Origin of the sequence: Candidatus Palauibacter soopunensis, assembly GCF_947581735.1 — a bacterium.
Lineage (GTDB): Bacteria > Gemmatimonadota > Gemmatimonadetes > Palauibacterales > Palauibacteraceae > Palauibacter > Palauibacter soopunensis.
Genome location: NZ_CANPVT010000019.1, coordinates 1 through 22,154, shown reverse-complemented (window position 1 = coordinate 22,154; position 22,154 = coordinate 1). Strand labels below are relative to the sequence as shown.

At 70.0% G+C, this 22,154-nt stretch carries 17 protein-coding genes and 1 pseudogene; 10 read left to right on the top strand and 8 right to left on the bottom strand.

What is annotated here, in order from left to right; all coding sequences use genetic code 11:
• The first annotated feature begins 29 nt into the window (after window positions 1–29).
• Window positions 30–944 carry an alpha/beta hydrolase gene (locus RN901_RS06475; protein WP_310757150.1) on the top strand — a complete coding sequence of 305 codons (915 nt, stop codon included), beginning with the start codon at window positions 30–32 and terminating at the stop codon, window positions 942–944.
• Complete coding sequence (locus RN901_RS06470) at window positions 941–1,660, top strand: gamma-glutamylcyclotransferase family protein (RefSeq protein WP_310757148.1); 720 nt, start codon at window positions 941–943, stop codon at window positions 1,658–1,660. The genes RN901_RS06475 and RN901_RS06470 overlap by 4 nt, the downstream gene beginning before the upstream one ends.
• Window positions 1,661–1,674: 14 nt before the next feature.
• On the opposite strand, the gene mazG is transcribed toward RN901_RS06470, so the two are convergent.
• The gene (gene mazG, locus RN901_RS06465; RefSeq protein WP_310757146.1) at window positions 1,675–2,523 is read right to left on the bottom strand and encodes a nucleoside triphosphate pyrophosphohydrolase; all 849 of its coding nucleotides are present in this window, start codon (window positions 2,521–2,523) and stop codon (window positions 1,675–1,677) included.
• Window positions 2,524–2,582: 59 nt separating this feature from the next.
• Here mazG and alr point away from each other — a divergent pair, with 59 nt between their 5' ends.
• The 8 genes from alr to fbp all read left to right on the top strand — a co-directional run bounded on the left by alr (window position 2,583) and on the right by fbp (window position 11,928).
• Complete coding sequence (gene alr / locus RN901_RS06460; protein WP_310757144.1) at window positions 2,583–3,755, top strand: alanine racemase; 1,173 nt, start codon at window positions 2,583–2,585, stop codon at window positions 3,753–3,755.
• Window positions 3,752–4,198, top strand: a complete 447-nt coding sequence (cdd, locus tag RN901_RS06455) for a cytidine deaminase (protein WP_310757142.1) — start codon at window positions 3,752–3,754, stop codon at window positions 4,196–4,198. The genes alr and cdd overlap by 4 nt, the downstream gene beginning before the upstream one ends.
• Window positions 4,195–5,427 (top strand): hypothetical protein, encoded by a 1,233-nt coding sequence (locus RN901_RS06450; RefSeq protein ID WP_310757140.1) that lies wholly within the window; start codon window positions 4,195–4,197, stop codon window positions 5,425–5,427. The genes cdd and RN901_RS06450 overlap by 4 nt, the downstream gene beginning before the upstream one ends.
• On the top strand, window positions 5,427–6,617 hold the full coding sequence (locus RN901_RS06445; RefSeq protein WP_310757138.1) for a hypothetical protein: 1,191 nt from the start codon (window positions 5,427–5,429) through the stop codon (window positions 6,615–6,617). The genes RN901_RS06450 and RN901_RS06445 overlap by 1 nt, the downstream gene beginning before the upstream one ends.
• A gap of 7 nt (window positions 6,618–6,624) precedes the next feature.
• Window positions 6,625–8,004, top strand: a complete 1,380-nt coding sequence (gene miaB / locus RN901_RS06440; RefSeq protein WP_310757136.1) for a tRNA (N6-isopentenyl adenosine(37)-C2)-methylthiotransferase MiaB — start codon at window positions 6,625–6,627, stop codon at window positions 8,002–8,004.
• Window positions 7,998–8,351, top strand: a complete 354-nt coding sequence (locus RN901_RS06435) for a hypothetical protein (RefSeq protein WP_310757134.1) — start codon at window positions 7,998–8,000, stop codon at window positions 8,349–8,351. The genes miaB and RN901_RS06435 overlap by 7 nt, the downstream gene beginning before the upstream one ends.
• Window positions 8,352–8,467: 116 nt before the next feature.
• The gene (locus tag RN901_RS06430; RefSeq protein ID WP_310757132.1) at window positions 8,468–10,837 is read left to right on the top strand and encodes a DNA internalization-related competence protein ComEC/Rec2; all 2,370 of its coding nucleotides are present in this window, start codon (window positions 8,468–8,470) and stop codon (window positions 10,835–10,837) included.
• An 89-nt stretch (window positions 10,838–10,926) separates the two neighbouring features.
• The gene (fbp, locus tag RN901_RS06425; protein WP_310757130.1) at window positions 10,927–11,928 is read left to right on the top strand and encodes a class 1 fructose-bisphosphatase; all 1,002 of its coding nucleotides are present in this window, start codon (window positions 10,927–10,929) and stop codon (window positions 11,926–11,928) included.
• Between the two features lie 114 nt (window positions 11,929–12,042).
• Here fbp and RN901_RS06420 read toward each other — a convergent pair whose 3' ends face one another.
• From RN901_RS06420 to RN901_RS06390, 7 genes and pseudogenes are all read right to left on the bottom strand, one after another.
• Window positions 12,043–14,856: a carboxypeptidase regulatory-like domain-containing protein gene (locus RN901_RS06420; protein ID WP_310757128.1), complete on the bottom strand. Its 2,814-nt coding sequence runs from the start codon at window positions 14,854–14,856 to the stop codon at window positions 12,043–12,045.
• 187 nt (window positions 14,857–15,043) lie between these two features.
• Entirely contained in the window at window positions 15,044–16,288 is a 1,245-nt protein-coding gene (locus RN901_RS06415; RefSeq protein WP_310757126.1) for an ABC transporter permease, read from the bottom strand.
• A gap of 3 nt (window positions 16,289–16,291) precedes the next feature.
• Window positions 16,292–17,524, bottom strand: a complete 1,233-nt coding sequence (locus RN901_RS06410) for an ABC transporter permease (protein ID WP_310757124.1) — start codon at window positions 17,522–17,524, stop codon at window positions 16,292–16,294.
• 45 nt (window positions 17,525–17,569) lie between these two features.
• Window positions 17,570–18,664 (bottom strand): efflux RND transporter periplasmic adaptor subunit, encoded by a 1,095-nt coding sequence (locus tag RN901_RS06405; RefSeq protein WP_310757122.1) that lies wholly within the window; start codon window positions 18,662–18,664, stop codon window positions 17,570–17,572.
• Between the two features lie 156 nt (window positions 18,665–18,820).
• Window positions 18,821–20,401: a bifunctional UDP-sugar hydrolase/5'-nucleotidase gene (locus tag RN901_RS06400; protein WP_310757120.1), complete on the bottom strand. Its 1,581-nt coding sequence runs from the start codon at window positions 20,399–20,401 to the stop codon at window positions 18,821–18,823.
• Complete coding sequence (gene purF / locus RN901_RS06395) at window positions 20,401–21,846, bottom strand: amidophosphoribosyltransferase (RefSeq protein ID WP_310757118.1); 1,446 nt, start codon at window positions 21,844–21,846, stop codon at window positions 20,401–20,403. The genes RN901_RS06400 and purF overlap by 1 nt, the downstream gene beginning before the upstream one ends.
• Window positions 21,843–22,154: pseudogene (locus tag RN901_RS06390) on the bottom strand (hypothetical protein); the annotation flags it as partial. The gene purF and the pseudogene RN901_RS06390, both read right to left, overlap by 4 nt.

Genomic DNA, 22,154 nt, shown 5'->3' with positions numbered 1-22,154 from the left:
CGCGCCGCCACGCCGTCCTCGCGGCTCTCGTGGTCGGGTGTGGCGCTCCGGCCTCCGAAGCGGCCCCCCCGACCCGGGCGGGCTCACTCTCCGTCTTCGAGGCGGAACTCTTCTACCAGACGGTCGGGGTCGGAGAGCCGGTCGTCGTCGTGCACGGCGGGCCGGGCCTGGACCACTCCTACCTTCGTCCATGGTTCGGACCGCTGGCGGAGACGAACCAGGCCATCTTCTACGATCAGCGGGGCCTGGGGGCGTCCAGGGCCGTGGTGAACGCGGCGAGCCTCTCGATGGAGCGCTACCTCACGGACATCGACCGGATCCGGGAACACGTCGCGCAACGCGAGAAGATTACGCTGCTCGCGCACTCGTGGGGAGCGATTCCGGCCCTCCTCTACGCCACGGAGCGCCCCGAGCGGTTGGAGGCGCTCATCCTCGTCGCCCCCGTCGAGCCGGGCAGCCGGTTTCGCGAGCAGACCGATGAGAACCAGTTGGCCAGGAGGGATTCGGTCGACCTCGCGGCCATCGACTCGATTCGGGGGACGCCGGAGTTCGCGGCGCGGGAGGCGGAGGCCATCAGCCAGGTCTTTTTCCACGTCTTCCGCGGGACGTTCGCGGACGGAAGCGTGGCGGACAGCCTGCTTCGCCTCTCCCTGCACGAGCGGACGGCGCGCCAGGGGCAGCTCGTCGCGAGCCTGCTCATGACTCCGCTCCAGGGGCTCGACTTCTGGGACCTTCTCGGCGAGATCGAAATTCCGGTGCTCATCGTGCACGGCGCGCAGGATCCGATCCCCACCGAGATGGTGGAGGCGATGAACGAGGCGCTGCCTGACAGTCGCCTGATTCGGATCGATGGATCGGGACATTTTCCGTTCATCGAGAAGCCGGCGCCGTTCTGGGACGGCGTGCGGGAATTTCTTCAGCGGCGGCCGCGGGAAGGACCGTGACCGCGGACGGCCCGGCGCCGGGCCCGGTCCGCGACCCGGCCGCCCTGAGAGGTGTCCTCTCCCGCCTCAATGAAGCGCGGCTCGCGTCCGAACGCAGCTCCGCCCGCCTCGGCGCCATGCTTTCGGGGTTCGAAGAGCTTGCCGCCGTCCTGCCGGGCGAGGACCGCCGGCCGGGCGAGGATCGCCGGCCGGGCGCGGCCGGGGCGCTGGCGGAACTCGAGGCGCTTCTGGCCGAACCGGGCGCGGAAACCGGCGCCGAGGCGCTGCGCGGGTATCTCGAACCGATCCTCGAACGGCTGATCGAGGCCCTGCTCGACCATCCGGAGCGTCGCCTGGCCGCGTACGGGTCCCTCCTCCCCGGCGAGAACAACCATCATCACGTGGCGTCGCTCGTCGGGCGCTGGGTGGAAGGGACGGTGGAGGGCACGCTTCACGACCGGGGCTGGGCCGCGCGACAGGGTTATCCCGGGTTCGTCCCCGGAACTTCCGGCGACCGCGTCGCGGTGAAGGTGTTCGAGAGTCTCGCGCTCCCCGAGGCCTGGGACCGGCTCGACGCCTTCGAGGGCGAAGCGTATCGGAGGATCCTCGCCCCCATCGAGATGAAGTCGGGGACGGGAGCCGGAAGCGAGACCGTGTGGCGGGTCTGTAACATCTATGAACTCACGGACCTCGCCGGCCCGGCCCGCGCGTCGGATCGCGAGAGCGGCCCCGCCTGAGCCGCGCCAGGCCGCTATTCGTCGGCCTTCACCTCCTCCCAAACGGCGTCGAGCGTCTCGAGGTCCGCGCCCTTCCATTCGAGGCCGCGGCTCTCCGCGAGTTCGATCATGCGCCGGCAGCGGCGCTCGAATTTCTCGACCGCGCCGAGAAGCGCGTTGGCCGGGTGAACGCCGGCCCACCGCGAGGCGTTCACCACCGCGAAGAGCAGATCGCCCACCTCCGCGGCGACCTCCGGGCTCGCCTCCCCGATCCGGGGCGGGGCGGCCGACCCGGGAGACTCCGACGCGTCTTCGGCCGCCGCGTGCTCGAGTTCCGCCGTCTCTTCGCGCACCTTCTCCACGGGACCCGCGAGATCGGGCCAGTCGAACCCGAACCCGGCCATCCGCTCCTGCACGCGGGCCGCGCGGCTGAGAGGGTCGAGCCCGGTCGAGACCCCGTGGAAGGGATCGTCCGGTGACTCGCGTTCCGCGGCCTTGAGGGACTCCCAGTCGGGCGGGGCGTCGGCATCGCCGTACACGTGCGGGTGGCGGGCCTCCATCTTCGCCTCCAGCGCTTCGACGACATCGGCGGCCCCGAAGGCGCCGCGCTCTTCGGCGAGCACGATCTGGAAGGCGACGTTCAGGAGCAGGTCGCCCAGTTCTCCCGACAGGTCGCCATCGTCCCCCGCCCGGATCGCGTCCGCGACTTCGTGCGCCTCCTCCAGGAGATAGGGACGCAGCGTCTGCGGCGTCTGCTTCGCGTCCCAGGGACAGCGGACGCGCAGGAAGCGGACGAGCGCGAGGACGCGGGCGACGGCATCATCCCCGTCGCGCCCGGCTTCCGCGTGGAGACGCTCCAGGCCGGCGGCGGTTGGCTCTTGCATGACGGCGAAAGTATCATCCCGTGGCAGGACGCGAACCTTCCCCGAACCCCCGGCGACGCTTGACCCCCAGCCGCGAAGACCCCCCCTACCGAGCGTGGCTCGAGGTCGATCTGGCGGCGCTCTCGCGGAACGCCCGGCGCGTGGCGAAGCACGTGGCCCCCGCCCGCTTCGTCCCGATGGTCAAGGCGGACGCGTACGGCCTCGGCGCGATCGAGGTCGCCCGCGTCCTGGACCGGCTGGAGCCCTACGCGTTCGGGGTCGCGACGCCGCCGGAAGGCGCCGAACTCCGGCGGGGCGGGATCGAGCGCCGCATCGTCGTCTTCGCCCCCTCGGCCGCCACCGAGATCGCCCAGCTTCTCGAGGCGCGGCTCGAGAGCGCGGCGCTGAGCCTGGCGTCGCTCGAGAAGCTCGAGGCCGGCGCGCGGGCGGCGTCGGCGCAGATCCCCGCCCACCTCGAGATCGACACCGGTATGGGTCGCGCGGGCCTCCCGGCGGACGAGGCCGCGGCGTGGACGCCCGAGGTCGCGTCGATCCTCTCACGCGGCGGCGTCTCGCTGGCGAGCGTCTACACCCATTTCCATTCCGCCGGAACGGATCCGGCCGCGACATCCCTTCAGTTGGCTCGCTTGCTGCAGGCCGCAGCGGTCCTGGAGGAGGCCGGCGTCGAGATCCCCTTCCTGCATGCGGCGAACAGCGATGCGGTGATGGCGGATCCGCAGTATCATCTGGGGCTCGTCAGACCGGGGATCTACCTGTACGGGGGACGGCGGGGGGCGGGCGCCCCGGGGGCGCCGGCGGACCCGGAGAGTGTGGCGCGGGTACGCGCGAGGGTGCTGGAAGTCCGTGACCTGGCGCCGGGCTCGACGGTCAGCTACGGGGCTACCTACACGACGAAACGTGCCGAACGTCTCGCGACTCTGGGGATCGGTTACGCGGACGGGTTGCCGTGGCGTCTGTCGAACCAGGGACGAGCGCTCATCCGCGGAGTCCAGGTGCCGATCCGGGGCGGTGTCTGCATGGACGTGACGTCGGTGGACGTTTCCGGCGCGCCGGGTGTCGAAGCTGCGGACGTGGCCACGCTGCTGGGCCGTGACGGAGGGAAAGAGGTCGGGCTGGCGGATTTCGCGGAGACCGCCGGGACGATCGAATACGAGGTGCTGACGGCGATCGGACGCCGCCTGCCGCGACACTACGTGGGCGGATGGGCCGACGCTGCGGATGGGAGCCGATGACCGAGACTCGAGTGACAGCCGGAGAGCCGCGCTCATGGGAAGATCTCGCCGCCCGGGCGAGGGTCGCCCGCGAGCGCGCGTACGCTCCGTACTCCCGTTTCCTCGTCGGCGCGGTGCTCGAGGCCGATGACGGCCGGGTCTTCGCCGGGTGCAACGTGGAGAACGCCTCGTATCCCGTGGGGACGTGCGCCGAGCGGGTCGCGCTGGGGCACGCGGTCGCCTCGGGAGCACGCGCCTTCTCCCGCATCGCGATCGTGACGAGCGGCGCCGTCCCGGCCCCGCCGTGCGGGATGTGTCGCCAGGCGCTCGCCGAGTTCGGCCGGAAACTCGAGGTCATGAGCATCGGAACGAACGGGGAGTCCGCCGTGTGGCGGTTGCGGGACCTGTTGCCGGCGAACTTCTCGCTGGAACGGATGGCCGCGCCGGCGGAGACGGGGCCGTGAACGGACGGGGACTCGCGGCGCTCGTCACGATGATCCTCCCGGTCATGCTGGGCGCCTGCGCGGAGGATCCGCTCTCCCTGGGCTCCGAGAAGGTGCCGGGCGCCGGCGTGGATACGCGGGACGTCACCATCTCCGTTTCCGATCTGCCGTCCTGGCGGGATACGACCCTGACCGGCTTCGCCCGGCCCTCCACCGCACCGTTCGTGTACGTCACGGCCGGGACCGACGTGTCGAGTCGCGGGCTCGCGCGCTTCCACGTCCCCGACACGATCCGGACATTCGTCGACACGCTGCCGGCCGCGAAGTTCGAGGAGGTGGAGTTCGTGCTCGGCTTCGACACGATCCGCTCCGAGTTCACGGACTTTCCCATCACGGTCAGGCTCGTCGAACTGGGGGAGCGTTTCGAGCCTCATGACGCGACGTGGCAGGAGGCGGCGGCCGGGGTCCCGTGGACGGAGCCCGGGGGCAGCCTCGGGGTCGAGATCGCGTCGGGGGTGCTGGAGGCGGTGTCGGATACGCTTCTCATGACGCCGGCCGTGGCGGAGGACTCGCTGATGAAGGCGTGGCGGCGGACCGCCGGGGGCAACGGCTTCGCGATCGTGCTGGACGGCCCCGAAACGAAACTCCGGGTGACGCAGATGGCCCTCCGGTACGACCCGACGCTCGTCGGGCGCACCATCCCGGTGCCGCAGTCCCAGTTCTGGGACGAACGCGCGTTCATTTTGGATCCGCCACAGCCTCCGACGGGCACGGAGCTTCGCGTCGGCGGTCTCCCCGCCTCGCGCATCTACTTCGAGTTCGTCCCCCCCGGCATCGTCGGGGAAGCGGGGCTCGAGGGGGCCACGGTAAGCCAGGCCGAAATCATCCTGCACCCGCTGGCCGAGCCCGACCTGTACGCGGCGGAGCGCACGATCGAGGCCCGAAAGGTGAGTCTCCTCGGGGACCCGTTCGAGGTTGGCGAAAAGACTCCGATCGGGAGCGGGGACCTGCTCACCACGACGCTCGATCCCGCCAGACTCCGCGAGGGTGAGCCGGTTCGCCTCGACATCACGGTCCTGATGGCAGGGGCCGTGCGGGATTCGCTGCGGCGGCTCCGGATCGGCCTCCGGGCGGATCCCGATGCGCAGGCGCTGGGCTACTGGGAGTTCGGTTCCGCCGAATCGCCACCGGAATTCCAGCCGAGGATCCGCATCGTCTTCAGTTCCGCGCCCGCCTTCACGGTGCCGTGATGCGGGCCGTCCGAGGGTTCCGGGGATGGGTTCGGGCCGGGTTCGTCCTCGCCGCGCTGGCGGCGTCGCCCGTGGCCGTTTTCGCGCAGACACCGATCACGGCCGTCGGACTCGGATATCCGGTCGCGCCCGTGGATGGCCGCTCGGCGGCGCTCGGCGGGGCGGGCAGCCTGCTCGGCGGATCGTACAGCCTCACGAACCCGGCCGACCTCCTCCTTCACGCCGAACCCGGGTTCTCCGTCTCGCTGGCCAGCGAGGGCGTGACGCTGGAGGGTGAGAGCAGGTCGCTCGACACGGGACGAGGACGTTTCACGACGATCCGCGCGCTCGTCCCCTACAACGATTGGGCCTTCAGCCTGGCCTTCGGCGGCGAGTTCGACCAGGACTGGTCCAACATCCTGCAGGACACGCTGCGGCTGAACGATGGCATGGTTCCGTACGAGGAGACTCGGGAGCACAACGGCGGGATCAGCGCGATCGATGCGTCGCTCGCGCGTCGCCTCGGGCCGCTGGGTCTCGGGATCTCCGCGCAGCGGCTCACCGGATCGCTGCGGCAGTCGTTCTTCCGTCAGTTCGATGATCCGATCGGAGGGGCTCCCGCGCTCGGCGGCATCGTAGGGGCGAGGGAGCTGTCGTGGCGAGCCTGGCGCTTCAAGGGGGGTGGGTCGATCCGGCTGGGCGACCGGGTCGTGGCGGGCGTTGCGCTCGGGACGGGAGGGACGCTGTACGCGACCCCCGAAGCGGCGGATGAACCCGAGGCGGAGTTCGATCTGCCGACCTCGATCGAACTCGGCGGTAGCGTGCGCGTGACGGACCACCTCCTCGTCACCGCCGGTGGCGGCCGGGCCGGGTGGTCCGCCGTGGGGTCGCGCGACGAAGCGGCCGGCTCCCCGTTCCAATCCCACGACACCACCTGGCTGGGCGGCGGGATCGAATACGGCGCGCTCTCCCTGCTCGGCGGGAGGCTGCCGCTTCGGGCCGGCTGGCGGAGGACGGGGCTCCCCTTCAGCCCGGGTGCGGAAGCGCTCGAAGAGTCCGCCTTGACGGGTGGCTTCGGCTGGGAGTTCCAGGATGGACTCGCCGTATTCGATCTTGCCGTCGAGAGCGGATCGCGGGGCGACGTCGCGACGGCCGGCTTCGCGGAGAGCTTCCGGCGCGTCACGCTCTCCTTCTCCCTCCGGCAGCGTTGAGCCACCCATGGAGAGGCCGAAGCTCGTCACGCTGAAGGCGCCCGCCGCGGATCGCCCCCGCGACCCCCGCCCGCTCGGGCGGCGGGTCTACATCGAGACCTACGGGTGTCAGATGAACATCAACGACACCGAGTTGATGGAGGGGCTGCTCGTCGACGAAGGCTTCGTGAGCGTGGACGCGCCCGAGCGCGCCGATGTCATCCTCGTGAACACCTGCGCGATTCGCGAGCACGCGGAACAGCGCGTTCGAGGCCGGATCGGCGAACTGCAGCGTCACCGCAAGCGGCATTCCGGCCTCGTGCTGGGGGTGACGGGGTGCATGGCGCAGCGGCTGGGCCCACGGCTCATCGAGGAGGCGGCGGGCGTGGACGTAGTGGCCGGGCCGGATGCGTACCGCGCCCTGCCGGAACTCATCGGTTCGATCCGGGCGAACGCGATCGAGCGCGGACAGACGCTGCTCGGACTCGACGCGGAAGAGAACTACGAGGGCGTGGACAGCGTGAGGCGGGAAGGCGTGAGCGCCTGGATCACGGTCCAGCGCGGCTGCGATCACCGCTGCACCTTCTGCATCGTTCCCTACGTGCGGGGACCCGAGAAGAACCGGACGCCCGAGGCGGTCCTCGCCGAGACCCGGCGCGCCGTGGAGGAGGGGTTCACCGAAGTCGTGCTCCTCGGGCAGACCGTGAACTCGTACGAGTCCGGAGACTGGAACTTCGCGACGCTGCTGCGGGCCGTAAGCCGCGTGGACGGCATCCGCCGCGTGCGATTCACCTCTCCCCATCCCAACGATGTGACGCCCGAACTGCTCGACGTGATGGCGGGGGAGCCGACGGTCTGCCGCCAGCTCCACCTGCCCGTGCAATCGGGCTCCGATCGCATTCTCAAGCGCATGGTCCGGCGCTACACGAGCGAGGGATTCCTCGAGAAGGTCGACGCCGCGCGCCGCGAGGTACCCGGCATCGCGCTCTCCACGGACGTGATCGTGGGTTTCCCGGGGGAGATGGAGGCGGATTTCGAGGCCACGCTGGACCTGATGCGGGACGTGCGGTTCGACGATGCCTATCTGTACAAATACTCGCTGCGGGAAGGGACGCCGGCTACGCGCTTCCCGGACGCGGATTTCGTGCCGGACGAAGTGGGTTCGGAGCGGCTGGAACGACTGATCGGCGAGCATCGCGCGATCCAGCGCGAGATCAACGAGTCGGAGGTGGGTTCGCGGCGCGAAGTCCTGATCGAGCGCTCCGCGCGCTCGCAGGGCGATGTGCTCGGCAGGACGGAGCAGAACAAGGTCGTCGCCTTCCCCGGAGACCCCTGCCGGATCGGTACGTACGCGCAGGTGCGGCTGACGGGGACGACGGGCGCGACCTTCATGGGACAGCCATGCTGATGCGTTTCGTGATGCGGCTCCTCGCCTTCGTCGTCGTCATCCTCGCGGCGTTCTGGTTTTCGGTGAGGAACGGGAGTGAACTCGTAAACGTCGTGCTGCCTTTCCTCCGCATCCGCGCCCCGCTCCCCCTCGTCGTCTTCGCCTGCATCCTCGGGGGGATGGGCCTCTCGGGCCTGCTCGCGTGGCGGGCCGAGCTGCGGGCCCGGCGCCTGGCCAGCCGGGCGGCGTCGGCGCGCCTCGCGTTCGAGCCGCCGGCCGCGTCGGAGTCCCCGGCCGCGTCGGAACCCCCGGCCCCGCCCGGGCCCTCGAGCCCGTCGGAACGATCGGAGCCGAGTCCCCTCCTTTGACGGACGGTTGATGCCCTCTCCGAGCGTAGGGGTTGTACTCTGCGCCCGGAGGCTGATCGACGTCCCGCTCCCTGTCGCCCCTGCTTCTGACGGCCCTCGCGCTCGCCGCCGGGGATGTGGCCGGGCTCGCACTCGCCCCTGCCGACGCCGTCGCTCTCCACGCTCCCGCGGCGATCGCGGCGGGACTCGTTTGCGTGATCGTCGGCCGGGCCGCCCTGCGGGTCCGCGGCCGGGCCCGCTCCGTCCGAGCCGGCGGCGTCCCGCCACGCGCGACGGTCGGCCTCTCCGTCGCACTCGCCGCCGTGGCCGGGTTGCTCGCGGGTCTGCCGAGCGGCGCGGCGGCGCGGGGGGCCTGCGTGACCACGCTGGAGGTGGGCGCGCCGGTCGCGGCGGTCGGCACGCTCGGCGACCCGGTGCCGGAGCGGCAGGCGGGCGGGGGCGCCGGCCCGGTCCGGGTGTCGATCCGCGACGTCCACATCGTCTCGGGGGGGCGGATCTGCCGCCTGGACGCGGTGCGCGCCTTTGTGCGGCCCGGAGCGGGGCGAGAGGCGGGCGCGGCGGTGCTTGCCCGGGGCACATGGCGCGCGGCGGGCGGGACGGACCCGGAAGCGGGACGGCCGCGGCTGCCCCGTCCGCCCGCCACGGTGGGCTGGATCGGCGGCGCGACGCTGGAGCCGCTGGGTGTGCCGGCGAACGCCGTGGGCCCGCGCGGTCTCGGCCGCCGGATCATCGAATGGCGCGCCGGGCTGCTCGCCCGGCTCGATGCCCGGCTCGCCCCCGAACACCGGGCGATCGGCAAGGCCCTGCTGCTCGCCGACCGCAGCACGCTCGACCCTGCGACGAGAGAGGCGTTCGTCGGGGCCGGGATCATCCACCTGCTCGCGATCTCCGGGCTCCACGTCGGCCTGATCGGGGCTTCGCTTGCCTGGCTCATCGGCCTTCGCGTGCGCGGTCCGCGCCGGCTGCTCTACGCCGCCTGCTGCACGAGCGCGTACGTGTGCCTCATCGGCGCGCCGCCCTCGGCCGTGCGGGCGGCGCTGATGTTCTGGGGCTGGGCGCTCGCTTTCCGCCGGGCGCGCCCCGCCCGCCTCAGCGACCTTGCGGCGCTCGCGGCGACGCTCGCCATCCTGGCCGACCCGCTCATCGTGACGGACGTGGGCTTTCAGCTCTCGTTCGCCGGTTTCACGGGCGTCGTGCTCGGGGGCCGCGCGCCGTTGCCGCGTTTGCCCTCCCGACACCTGCGCGGGATCGGGCGGGCGCTTGCCGTGAGTTGCGGCGCCTTCCTCGTTACCGCGCCCATCGCGGCCTTCCACTTCGACCGCATCGTCGTCGCCTCGATCCCGGCGAGCGTGGTGGCGGGCGGGGTCGTGAGTCTCGCGCTTCCCGCGCTCGCGCTCACGCTGGTCCTGCCGTGGGGTCTCTGGGTCCTGTTCGCCGGTGCCGCGGACGTCGCGCTCGCGGGCCTCGCGGCCATCGCGGCCTTCTTCGCGGGGCTCCCTCTGAGCTGGACGGGCCCCGGACTCGGCCCCCGCGCGTGGGCGGTCGCGGCCGCGCTCGTCGCCCTCGCCCTCGATCGGAGGCGCGCCCGACGCGGCCTCGGCGTCCTCTCGGTCGGCGCCGTGCTCGCACTCGCGGTCGCCTGGCCCCCGCTCCGGGCCGGCCTCCACCGTGACACGGCGCTCGTCTGCACGCTCGCCGTGGGGCAGGGCGACGCCGCCGTCGTGCGGACCGGCGCCGGCCGATGGCTCGTCTTCGACGCGGGCCCGGGCTCGGCTTTCCGAACGGCCGGCACGGCATCCGGCCCGCCGATGGCCGACGCGGGAGACCGCGTCGTCGTGCCTTTCCTGCGCGGCAAGGGCGCCCGCACCGTGGAGCTGCTCGCCATCTCCCATCCCCACCTCGACCACTACGGCGGCGCCGCGGCGGTGTTCGAGGCCCTCCGGGTCCGCCGGGTGTTCGATCCCGGCGTCCCGGAACCCAGCGCCTCCTACCTCGCCTTCCTCGAACGGCTTCAGGAGGAAGGCGCCTCCTGGCACGCGCCGCGCGCCGGCGACCGCCTCCGCATCGACGATGTCGAACTCGAGATTCTCTGGCCTGAGGGCCCGGCCGGCTCGGACGCGAACGAGGGCTCCCTCTCCTTCCGTCTCACAGTCGGCGACTTCCGCTACGTGAACACCGGCGACGCCGGCATCGAGGTGGAGCGCGAGATCCTGGAACGCCTTGCGCCGCGCGGACCGGAGACGGACCTCCTCAAGCTCGGCCACCACGGCAGCCGGACCTCCAGTTCCCTTGAATGGCTGGAGGCGACGCAACCGGACATCGCGGTGATTTCGGCAGGGATTCGGAACCGGCACGGACACCCGCACGCCGTGACGCTGGCGCGACTCGACTCCGCCCGGGTGCCGCGGGTGTGGCGGACGGATCTCGACGGCCCCCTGTGCGTCGAGATCGACGCACGCGGCTGGAGGATCGCGGACGCGCCTTGACGCGAAAAACCGCCCCTCCGTAAGCTCTAGCCGTCCGTGGCAAAAGCCCCGCGACTGCTGGCCCACCCCCCGACTTCCGCGGAGCCACCTTGACCGGATCCATCGTCACCGTAGAGCACTTCATCGCCGAACAGGAGCGCGAATACCCTCAGGCCACGGGCGCGCTCACCGACATCCTGCTCCAGATCAGCCTCGCCGCGAAGGTCATCTCCGCAGCCGTGAACCGCGCCGGCCTCATCGACATCCTCGGCGTGATCGGGAGCACGAACGTGCACGGCGAGGAAGTGCAGAAGCTGGACGACTACGCGAACGACGTCCTGCTGAACCTGTTGCGGCGCTGCGGCAGCCTGAGCGGCATGGTGTCCGAGGAAGAGGAGGGGTTCGTCCATGTCCCCGAATCGCGCGACCCCGGACCGTACATCATCGCGTTCGACCCGCTCGACGGAAGTTCGAACATCGACGTGAACATCTCCGTGGGGACCATCTTCTCCGTCTACCGCAAGCGGAGCGACGGGACCAAGGTGCGGAGGCGCGACCTGCTTCAGCCGGGATCCGAACAGGTCGCGGCGGGCTACGTCCTCTACGGCTCCTCCACCATGCTCGTCTTCACGACCGGGGCGGGCGTCCACGGCTTCACGCTCGACCCCGGGATCGGCGAGTTCCTCCTCTCGTACCGGAACCTGCGCATCCCCTCGCCCGGCAAGAACATCTACAGCATCAACGAAGCCTATTTCGACAAGTGGACGCCGGGTCAGCAGCGGCTCGTGGAGCGCCTCCGGCAGCCTCCCCCCGACGCGCCGTCATTTTCGGCGCGCTATGTCGGGTCCATGGTCGCGGACTTCCACCGCACGCTCCTGCGCGGCGGGATCTTCATGTACCCGGGGACCGTCGCCAAGCCGGAGGGGAAGCTGCGCCTGCTGTACGAGGTCGCCCCGATGGCCATGATCTGCGAGCAGGCGGGCGGCCGGGCCACCGATGGCCGGCGGCGCATCCTCGACATCGAGCCCGAGGGCCTGCACCACCGCGTGCCGACCTTCCTGGGCGCTTCCGACCTCGTGGAGATGGCGGGGCGCTACCTGGCCGAGGACTGATCCCGACGGCGGGACCGCCCCCCATAGCGATCGGCCCCGCCGGCATCCGCCAGCGGGGCCGTTTGTTTCCGCGATGCCGTTCCCGGAATCCGTGGGTATCCCGGATCGCCTCCCCTAGAAGGTGACCTGGAACCCCACGTTCAGGTTCCGCGGATAGCCGAGGAAGACCTCGGCCGAGTCCGCATCGTGAACGTCGCCGTCCTCGAAGTAGCTGTTGAACTGCGAGGCGTCGGTGGCATCCTGGATGTAGGTCGCGTCGAGGAGGTTGTACACGTTGGCGAAGACGCGCACGCCCGCCCCACCGGCGATCGGGATGATGTCGCCGAGCGCATACGAGAGGTGCAGGTCGAGGACCGAATAGCCCGGGGGCTGCCAGGACTGGATGCCCCTCTCGGCCGGATCGCTGCGGTTCAGGTGATTGAACGCCGCGTAGTGGTTGCCGAAGAACTTGCCCACCAGCGACACGTGGGCGCCGTCCGACGGATAGACCGACGCGCTGAGGGCCAGTTGCCGCTGAGGCGCGTCGGCCACCTTGAGGCCTTCGATGTAGAAGTCGACGTACACCGACTCGGTGGTTCGGTCGTCGGCGCGGTAGAAGCCGGTGGCGTCCTCCAGATACGTCCAGTTGCCGACCGAGAGCGCGCCGTCGAAGCGCACGAAGTTGCTCGGCTGCCAGGCCCCCTCGGCTTCGATGCCCATGTGCCGCGCGTCCACCCCCAGCAGGGTCACCAGCCCATCCACGCCCTCGATGCCGCCCAGGTCCCGGACGAAGCCCCTCTGGGTCCGATTCTTCCAGGTGGTGTGGTAGAGGTTGACGTCCAGCGAGACCTGGCGGGTGGTGGAACGAAACTGTGTTCCCACCTCGAACGAGAGGAAATCCTCGTTCTGCGGATCGTCGTGAAGCGTGCCGTTGTTGTCGTCGATCACGCCGTCGAAGATCGGCACCTTGGAAACGACGCCCGCGTTCCCGAACACGGACCACTCGGCGCTGAGATTGCGAACCGCGCCACCCTTGATCTGATAGCCCCTGAGATTGCCGCTCTCGAGTTGGAGGTTTCCGCCGCGAGGGTCGGACTTGAAGAAGTCCACGAAGGTGTAGGAATTCTGGGCCCATCCGACCATGCCGTAGAGTGACCCCCCGCGGGAGGTCTTCTCGGCCTGTGCGTAGGCGCCCAGCCAGTCCACCGTGTTCTCGTTGTGATAGTGGATCTTGTCGCCGAGATTGCGGTTGTGCTCCGCTTCGGACCAGAAGTCGGAGGGGGTGCAGCGGTTTCTGCCGGAGCACTCGAAATGGGTGCCGCCCAGCAGGTCGCGCACCTCCCGGTAGTGCGCGATGTTGGCCGTGCGCCAGTCGACGCCGATCTCGGTGGTCAGGCCCCCGTCGAAGGTCTTCCGGAGCTTGGAGATGGCGCCCCAGGTCGACTGGTTGTTCACCGAGTTGCGAAGGATGCCCCGGGATCCGTCGGCTTCATCCCGATTCCTCGCGATGGTGGCATCCCAGTCCGGGATGCGCTGGCCGTAATCGAAGTTCCATCTCAACGACCCGATGGTACCCGTACCTCCTCCGGCGCCGCCGGAGAAATACCCCACGGTGGTCAGGCTCAGTCCATCCCCGAAGTAGGAGTACCAGTTCAGGTTGACCTGCGGCTTGTGGAAGTAGTTCTCGCGCTCGTTGAGAAAGCTGTCGCTGAAGCGGCCTCTCCGTCCCGAGTCCGGGCCCGTGCTGTTGTACTGGCTCCCGCCATAGCTGCTGCTCACCGGGGCCACGTTGGGGCTCCGGCCCCTGCCCACCTCGGGGAACTTTTCGAACGCCCCGGCGTCGAATCCGTCGAGCGTGCGCGCGTAGTCCGGGTCGAGGCTGGCCAGGTTGAGCTTGTAGATGTTCTGGCCGTGTCGCTGCGGCGCACCGACCGCGTAGGCCTCGAGCCGGTTGTTGGAGTTCACCTGGAACGACGTGGCCAGGTAGTAGGCCCAGGCGTCGGTCCACGTGGCGTCGCCTCCCGTGAAGCCCCTGTACATCCCGCCCCCGGTCTTGCGAACGACGGAACCCGTGGCGGCGAACGCTCCCATGGGACCCGTGTTCACGACCACGGTCTCCTTCAGCATGTTGCCGCCGAGCCCCCAGCCGCCGTCGTCGTTCAGGCTGCCGAGCCCGAACTCCTGCTTGTACGTGAGACCCGCACCCTCGGCCGCGGGGTCGGTGATGACGTTGATCGTGCCACCGATCGACGGCGTGGCCAGGTTGACCGCCGAGAGGCCGCGCTGGAGCTGGATGCTGGTCGCGGCATCGCCCAGGCCGTCCCAGTTGGACCAGTAGACCCACCCGTTCTCCATGTCGTTGACGGGCACGCCGTTGATCATCACGGCGGTGTTGCGCTGGTTGAAGCCGCGCACGTTGATGCGCGCGTCGCCGGCGCCGCCCCCCTGCTGGGTCGCGTAGACGCTGGGGGTCACGTTCAGCACCAGCGGAAGGTCCCTGGAGCCCAACTGGTTCTGGATCTGCGTCTTGCTCACGTTGGTGAACGCCACCGGCGTCTGCCTGTCCTGCGCCCGGGTGGCGAAGACCTCGAGGGCATCGAGGGCGATCGCCTCCTGGCTCAGGCTGAAGTCCAGCGCCAGCGACTGGCCGGCCGCCAGCGAGACTTCGGTCTCGGACTCGCGTCCGTATCCGATCAGGGTCACCGTGACGGTGTACGGCCCGCCGGGACGAACGCCCTCCACCTGGTACGCGCCGTCGCCGCCCGACAGCGCTCCCGTCTGAACCCCGGTCAGGTCGTGCGTGACGACCACCTGCGCACCGGCGACGCCGGCCCCCAGGTCATCGGTCACCCGGCCCGTGACGGTCGCGGTCTCCTGTGCCGCCAGACCGGCGGCGGAGAGGACAAAGAGCGCGGCGCAGAGCGCCTTCAGACGAATTCCGCGTGACATCTGCTATCCTCCGATTCATGGGTGCGTTGCATGCGGTTTATCGGTGCTTTGCATGACTCGTGGCTGAGGCGCGAGCGCCGGACACATCGCTGCCGAAGGGTACTCCCGCGACCCTCCGAAGCGTTGCGAACAAATGTAACCACGACCGGGCTTCCGCGTAACGGTTCGCAAACGGAAAAACGGGCGTCTATTCGTACCTCAGCGACTCCACCGGGTCGAGGCGGGCGGCCCTGCGGGCCGGGAGGATGCCGGCCACCAGGCCGATCGCCATGAGGATCCCCGCGCACACAGCGGCGATGGGGGCGGAGAGCTTCGGATTCACGATGTATTGCAGCGCGGGATCATCGATCGGCAGCGCGTCGATGCCCGTCACGAGGAGCGCGGCGATGCCGAGCCCCGCGAGACCCCCGCCGACGGCGATGAGGATCGCTTCGAAGAGGAACTGGCTCACGATGTGCCGTTTCCGCGCGCCGACGGCGAGCTTGACGCCGATCTCCCGCGTCCGTTCCCGCACCACGACGTACATGATGTTCGCGACTCCGACTCCGGCCACGATCAGGGTGAACGCGCCCACCAGTCCGAGGAAAATCTGAATCCCGAGCCCGATCTGGCCCACGATCTTCTCATCCTCGATGAAGTCCCAGATCGCGAGCGCCCGCTCGTCCGCCGCGGCGAACCGGTAGCGGCCGCCGAGCACCCGGTACAACTCCCGCTTGGCCACCGCCGCGTCCTTCACGTCGCGAGGCCGCAGGAGCAGGTGGTTCACGAACTCCTGGCCGTAGATGCTCCGGAACGTGGAGGCCGGGATCACGGCGCGGTCCTCGTCCGGTCCGTTGTTGCTCGAGTCCTGGAACTTCGACTCCATCACGCCGATGACGCGGAACGGAAGCCCGTCCAGCGTCACCGTGCGCCCCACCGGCGGCGCGTCGCCGAACAGGCGTCCGGCGATCCCGTCTCCGAGGAAGAGCACGCGCCGCTTCTCGTCGATGTCGCGCTGGTTGATGAACCGGCCGCCGGGGGCGGGGAACATGCGCCGCAACTCGGAGAAGACCGGGTTCACGCCCTCCATGTACGTCGTCGTCTGGCTCTCCTCCACCTTCAGGTGCGTCCGGCCCCGGCCGTAGGAGGGACTGCCCATCTCGAACTCCGGCACCGCGCGCAACAGCAGGTCGAGATCTTCCTCCCGCAGCCGGATCCGCCGTCCCTTCGACAGCCCCTCGTGCTCCATGCTCGTCTGGCCGCCGTAGACCATGAAGATGCGTTCGCCGGCGTTGAGCAGCCCCACGGAGAACTGGTTTCGAAGCCCCTGCCCGAAGGCGAGCAGGAGGACGATCGAGATCGTCCCCCACACCACGGCGAAGATCGTGAGGAAAGCGCGCGTCTTCTGGGCCCGCAGGTCGCCGAGGAACTCTTCGAGGAGGATCTTCCACATGGGTCAGTCCCGGAGACATTCGACGGGGTCGAGCGCCGCCGCGCGGCGGGCGGGGAAGAACCCGGCCAGCATCGCGATGAACGCGAGGAGCGCAAGGGTCACCCCGGCCACCTGCAGCGAGATTGTCGGCGTCCCGACGAACTCCTGCATCGGGACCAGCGACATGACCTTCACGACTCCGAGGGAGACGACGACGCCGAGCGCCGCGCCCACGACGACGATGAGCATGCTCTCGGTGAGGAACTGCCACAGGATGGATCGCCGGGTGGCGCCGAGCGAGCGCTTGATCCCGATCTCGTTCGTCCGCTCGCGCACCACGATGTACATGATGTTCGCGACCCCGATCCCGCCCACGCTGAGCGTGAAGCTGCCGACGATCGCGAAGAAGATCTTGAACCCGAGGAAGAGGAACCCGAACATCCGTTCCCACTCGGCCGTGTCCCATACGGCCAGCGCATCGTCGTCCGCGGGGTTGAAGCGGTACTTCGCTCCAAGGACCTCGTAGACCCGCGCCTCCACGTCCTCCGTCCGCGACGCGTCCGCGGTCCGGTAGACGAGGTTGGAGACGAAGCGCGAGCCGAACAGGGCCGCGTGCGTGCCGGCCGGGATGAACACGCGGTCCTCGTCCCTCGAGTTGTAGGACGAGTTCTGAACCTTGGGCTGGAGCACGCCGATCACGGTGAAGGGCGAATCTCCGATCCGGACCTGCTCGCCGACGGGGTCGGCGTCCCCGAACAGGACGCGGGCGACCTCGTCTCCGAGAAACACGACGCGTCGCCGCTCCCGCTGGTCGCGCTCGTTGATGAAGCGGCCGCCGGGGAGGGGGATGATATTCCGCATCTCGCCGTAGATGGGGTAGATCCCGGTGATGTTCGGGTTCACGCCGTTGCGGCCGTAGCGGACCGGCGCCGCCCGCGTCGAGTACTCCGGGCTGATCATCGTGATGTCGGGGATCCGCCGGGCGAGCATCTCCGCGTCCGCCTCTCGCAGCCGGATCGACCGCCCCTCCCTGAACCCCGCGTGAGGCATCGTCGTGCGTCCGCCGAAGAGGATGACGATCCGGTCGCCGAGTCCGTGGAACCGTTTGATCGTCTGCCGTTCGAGCCCGACGGAGAAGGCGAGCAGCACGACGACCGCTACGGTGCCCCAGGTGATGCCGAGCACTGTGAGCGTGGTCCTGACGCGCTGGGCCGAGAGATCGGCCCACAACTGCCGCGCAGCGTCGAGCAACCTCACCGGGCGCCGGCCTCGCGCACCGTCACCGGCGGCTGACGTCGTGCACTAGGTGATCTCGCGCCGCGGGGGCTCCAGCACGCGCTCGCCCTCCGCCAGGCCGTCCAGCACCTCGACGCTGATCCCGTCGCTCAGCCCGGTGCGGATCTCGCGTTCCTCCGTCTCCTCGGGTCCCAGCCGGACCGTGACGAGCGTGCGCTCGTCCTCGAACCGGACCAGGCGCTCGGGGATGACGAGCACGTCCGAACGGCGCTCGATGATCACGTGCGCGTTGGCGGAATAACCCGCCCGCAGCGCCGCGCCGTCCAGCGGAAGCACCGCGATCTCGACCGGGAAGAGGGTGGCGTTTTCCTCGTCGCGGCCCTTGAGCGAGATCTTCGACAGTCGTCCTTCGATGCGCGCGTCCGGGAGCGCACCGATCGTGATCTCCACCGGCATGCCCTCGGTCAGCCGCCCCACGTCGATCTCGTCCACCGTGCCGCGGAAGAGCAGTTCGTCCATCTCCGCCATCGTCATGAGGGCGGTCCCTTCCTGGAACGTCGTCAGCGGGACGACGGGATCCCCGATTTCCACCATCTTCTCGAGGATGAACCCCTGGATCGGGGAGGTGATGACTGTCTCGACGGCCTCGTCGCCGATCGTCACGCGGCCCTCGGAGAGGAGGGCCAGCCGCTCGGTCGCGATCTGGACCTGGAGCGCAGCCTCGTCATGCTGGCGGGCCACGGTCTCGTATTCCTCCTCGGACACGAATCCGCGGCCGCGCAGCGCGGTGAGCCGGTCGCGCTGCCGCTCGAGCTGCTGGAGTTCGATCTCCCGCAGTTCCACGTTGCGCCGCGCCTCCACGAGTTCGATCGGCGTGGGGTTGGGCTGGACCTCGAGGAGGGGCTGGCCGCGCTGGACGTACTCGCCGGGCTCCTTGAACATCTGCCGCACGACGCCCGCTAGTTGCGACTTCACGCTCACTTCGACCAACGGCTCGATGCGTCCCACGGCGAGCGCCCGGTCCACGATCTCGCCGCGCTCCACGGCGACGGTGCCGGTCTCGCCATCTTCGCTGCCGCCGGCGCTCGACACCGCGAACGCCGTCGCTCCCAGCCCGCCGATCAGGACTGTGGAGGCCAGTATCTTCGTGCCTCGCTTCATGCGAACCCGCGCTCCTCCGCCGGGATTGAAACAGGTCGGCCGTCCGCCCAGCCGGCCGCGGAGCGGGGACGGCCCTACGGGTGGGCCTACGGAGCGACCGGCGTTTGGTTTCGTCCGCCGCCGCCCTGTCGGAGGGGATGGCGGACGGCTAACGGGCTAGGGCGTGCGGGATTCGATCCAGCGGGGGGCGCGCGGGATGGGCAGGGGTTGCGGTTGTGCCTCCAGGTAGGCGACGAGCGCCTCCAGATCCGCGACTTCCAGGGGGTCGATGACTTCGGCTTCGGCGAACACGGTGTAGCCACCGCCCCCGGTCGCGATGAAATCGTTGGCCGTCACGACGTAACGGCCCTCCGGCCTGAGCGGCGATCCGTCGTCGAGCGTCACGTCGAGAATCCGCTCACCCAGCGGGGCGTCCGGGTCGTAGCGGACGGTGATGCCGCTCGCGTGCAGGTCGACGTCACCGTCCCGGGCGGAGTGCTCGAGCGTCCGCAGAAGCTGCGCGCCGGTCATCGTGTGGCGGACCAGCATGTTGTTGAAGGGCTGGAGTTCGAAGAGATCGGCGAAGGTGATCGGTCCGGCCGGGAGGGACCGGCGGATGCCGCCGTTGTTCATGAGGGCGACATCGGCCCCGCTCGCCTGTCGCTGCGCGTCCGCCACGATTCGGCCGAGCGGGAAGTCGCCGTCCCGCGGGGCGGACAGCGCCTCGGGGAGGTCCACGATGACGCGGTCGACGATGGCCGCGATCTCGGCGCTGTAGGCGGCGACCAGCCGCTCGACGTCCGGGTCCGCCGCGACCTCGTCCGCCCACGCCTGTCGAATGCCGAGGCGTTGCGCGCTTACGGCCCCTTCCACGCTCCGGTCGATGCGTCCGAGTCCGTACGCCGTCGTGTTCGAGTACGACTGGATGACGGGAACGCCCTGAATCTCGGTCTCCACGCGCGAGTGCGTATGTCCCGTGACCGCGTAGTCGAAGCGTTCCGTCGTCACGGTCAGTGCGTCCAGGGCCGGGCCCCGGCACGCGCCCCCCGGCTCATCCTCCGCACCGATGTCGCAGAAGGCGCCTTCGTGCATGACCGCGACCACGAAGTCCACGCCGGCGGCCCGCACCTCCGGGATGTAGCGGTCGAGCGCATCCGAGATCGGCCGGAAGTCGAAGTCCGCGACGAGGGAGGGCCGGGCGACGACCGGCGTGGACGTCGTCGTCGCGCCGATGAAGCCGACCCGCACGCCGTCCCTCTCGACGATCGTCCAGGGCCGGACCCACTCGGGGTGCCGGTCGGTGTCCTTGAGGTAGATGTTCGCGCCGAGCATGGCGAAGTCCGCATCGGCCACGCGCTCCATGAGGACGTCGACGCCCCAGTCGAACTCGTGGTTCCCGATCGAGACGGCATCGTAGCCGATCCCGTTCATCGCCTCGATCATCGAGCGCCCATCCGTGAAGTTCGAGATCGGCGTGCCCTGCATGATGTCGCCGCCGGAGACGACGAAGAGGGGACACTCGGGCGTCGCGGAGCGCTCCCGCGAGACGTAGGCGGCGAGCGCGGCGGATCCGCCGACCGGGCGTCCGTCCGACCAGCTCTGCGCGGCGGGCAGCAGCCGTCCGTGCGCGTCGTTCGTGGAGAAGATCAGCGCGCACGCCGTCGGGTCCGCGGGAGCGCACGCCGCGACAGCCGCGATGCCCGCGCAGAGAAGGGCCGCGAGGGCAGACCTGGAACGGGCGGCGGGATGGCGCGGCATCAGACCGTCTGCAACGCCTGCGATCGTTCCATGTCGACGAGCGGCGCGGCGTAGTTGCCGGTCCAACAGGCGTCGCAGAAGGGACCGTGATCCGTGACCGCGTCGCGCATGCCCTCCATGCTGAGGTAGCCGAGCGATTCGACCTTCAGGTGTTGCCGGATCTCCTCGACCGTATGGCTGGAGCCGATGAGTTCCTCTTTCGTCGGCATGTCGATGCCGTAGTAGCAGGGGGAACGCACCGGCGGGGACGCGACCCGGAAATGCACCTCCCGCGCCCCCGAGTCCCGGAGGAGCCGGACGAGGCCGCTGCTCGTCGTACCCCGGACGAGCGAGTCGTCCACGACGACGATGCGCTTGCCGTCGACGAGTTCGCGCACGGGGTTGTACTTCACCCTCACCTTGAAATCGCGCCCCGTCTGCGTCGGATGGATAAAGGTTCGTCCCACGTAGTGGTTGCGGATGAGCGCGAGTTCGAACGGGAGGCCGCTGACCTCCGAGTACCCGAGCGCCGCCGAGTTCGACGAGTCGGGCACCGCGAACACGCAATCGGCCTCCGCCGGGTGCTCGTGGGCGAGCTGGCGGCCGAACGCCCGCCTCGCCTCGTCCACGCTGCACCCCCACACGCGCGAATCGGGACGCGCGAAGTACACGAGTTCGAACAGGCAGGCGCTGGGCTCGGCCGGAGGCAACGGCCGGAGCGATTCCACGTGGCCGTCGCGGACCTTCAGCACCTCGCCCGGTTCCACGTCGCGCACGTAGGCGGCCCCGATGATGTCGAGCGCGCACGTTTCGGATGCGAAGACGACGGCTTCGCCCCGCCTGCCCATCACCATGGGCCGGAAGCCTCGCGCATCGCGAGTCGCGTATACCGTGTCGCCGATGCAGAGGAGGAGGGAGAAGGCGCCGACCAGTTGCGAGAGCGCGTCGTCGATCTTGCCGTCCAGGTCGCGGTGCCGCGAGCGGGCGATGAGGTGGACGATGACCTCCGAGTCCGCATCCGTCTGGAAGATCGAACCGTCGCGGGCGAGCGAGCGCTTGAGCTGGTTCGCGTTCGTGAGGTTGCCGTTGTGCGCGAGCGCGAGCGGCTTGTCCTCGTACTGCACGAGGAGCGGCTGCGCGTTGCGGAGGCTGGATCCGCCCGCCGTCGAATAGCGGACGTGCCCGACGGAGAGCGATCCCTCGAGGGTGGCGAGCACGTCGTCGTCGAAGACGTCCGCCACGAGGCCCATGCCCTTGTGGACCCTCGACATGCCGGACCCGTCGACCGTGACGATGCCGGCGGACTCCTGTCCGCGGTGCTGGAGCGCGTACATCGACAGAAACGCGAGCTCGGCGGCGGCGTCCGAGCCGCTGACCGCCACGATGCCGCACTCCTCGCGCGGCTTGTCCAGCTCGAACGCCCCGCGCCCCGCGCCCCGGGCGCCACTCGTCGGGAGTCTCCTCATGACGTGATTCCCGCCTCCTCGCTCATGCGGCGCGGGATCGCCTCCTCGTAGATCCGCGCCAACTCGGCGGCCGGCGGGGCGATCGCATGGCCGGCGCCGGTCAGCCGGCACGGGCTGTCCGGCCCGTCCACGGTGCCTGCGCGCGCCACGGGCACGCCGTGACGCTGGCCGTGCGCGGCGATCCGCTCGCCCGCGCCGGGCCGGCACGTCAGCACGACGCGCGAGTGCGACTCGCCGAACCAGCGCGCCGCGGCCGACACGTCCGCCCCGGCGGGCGCCGCGTCGAGATCGACCGTGCAGCCGAGCGG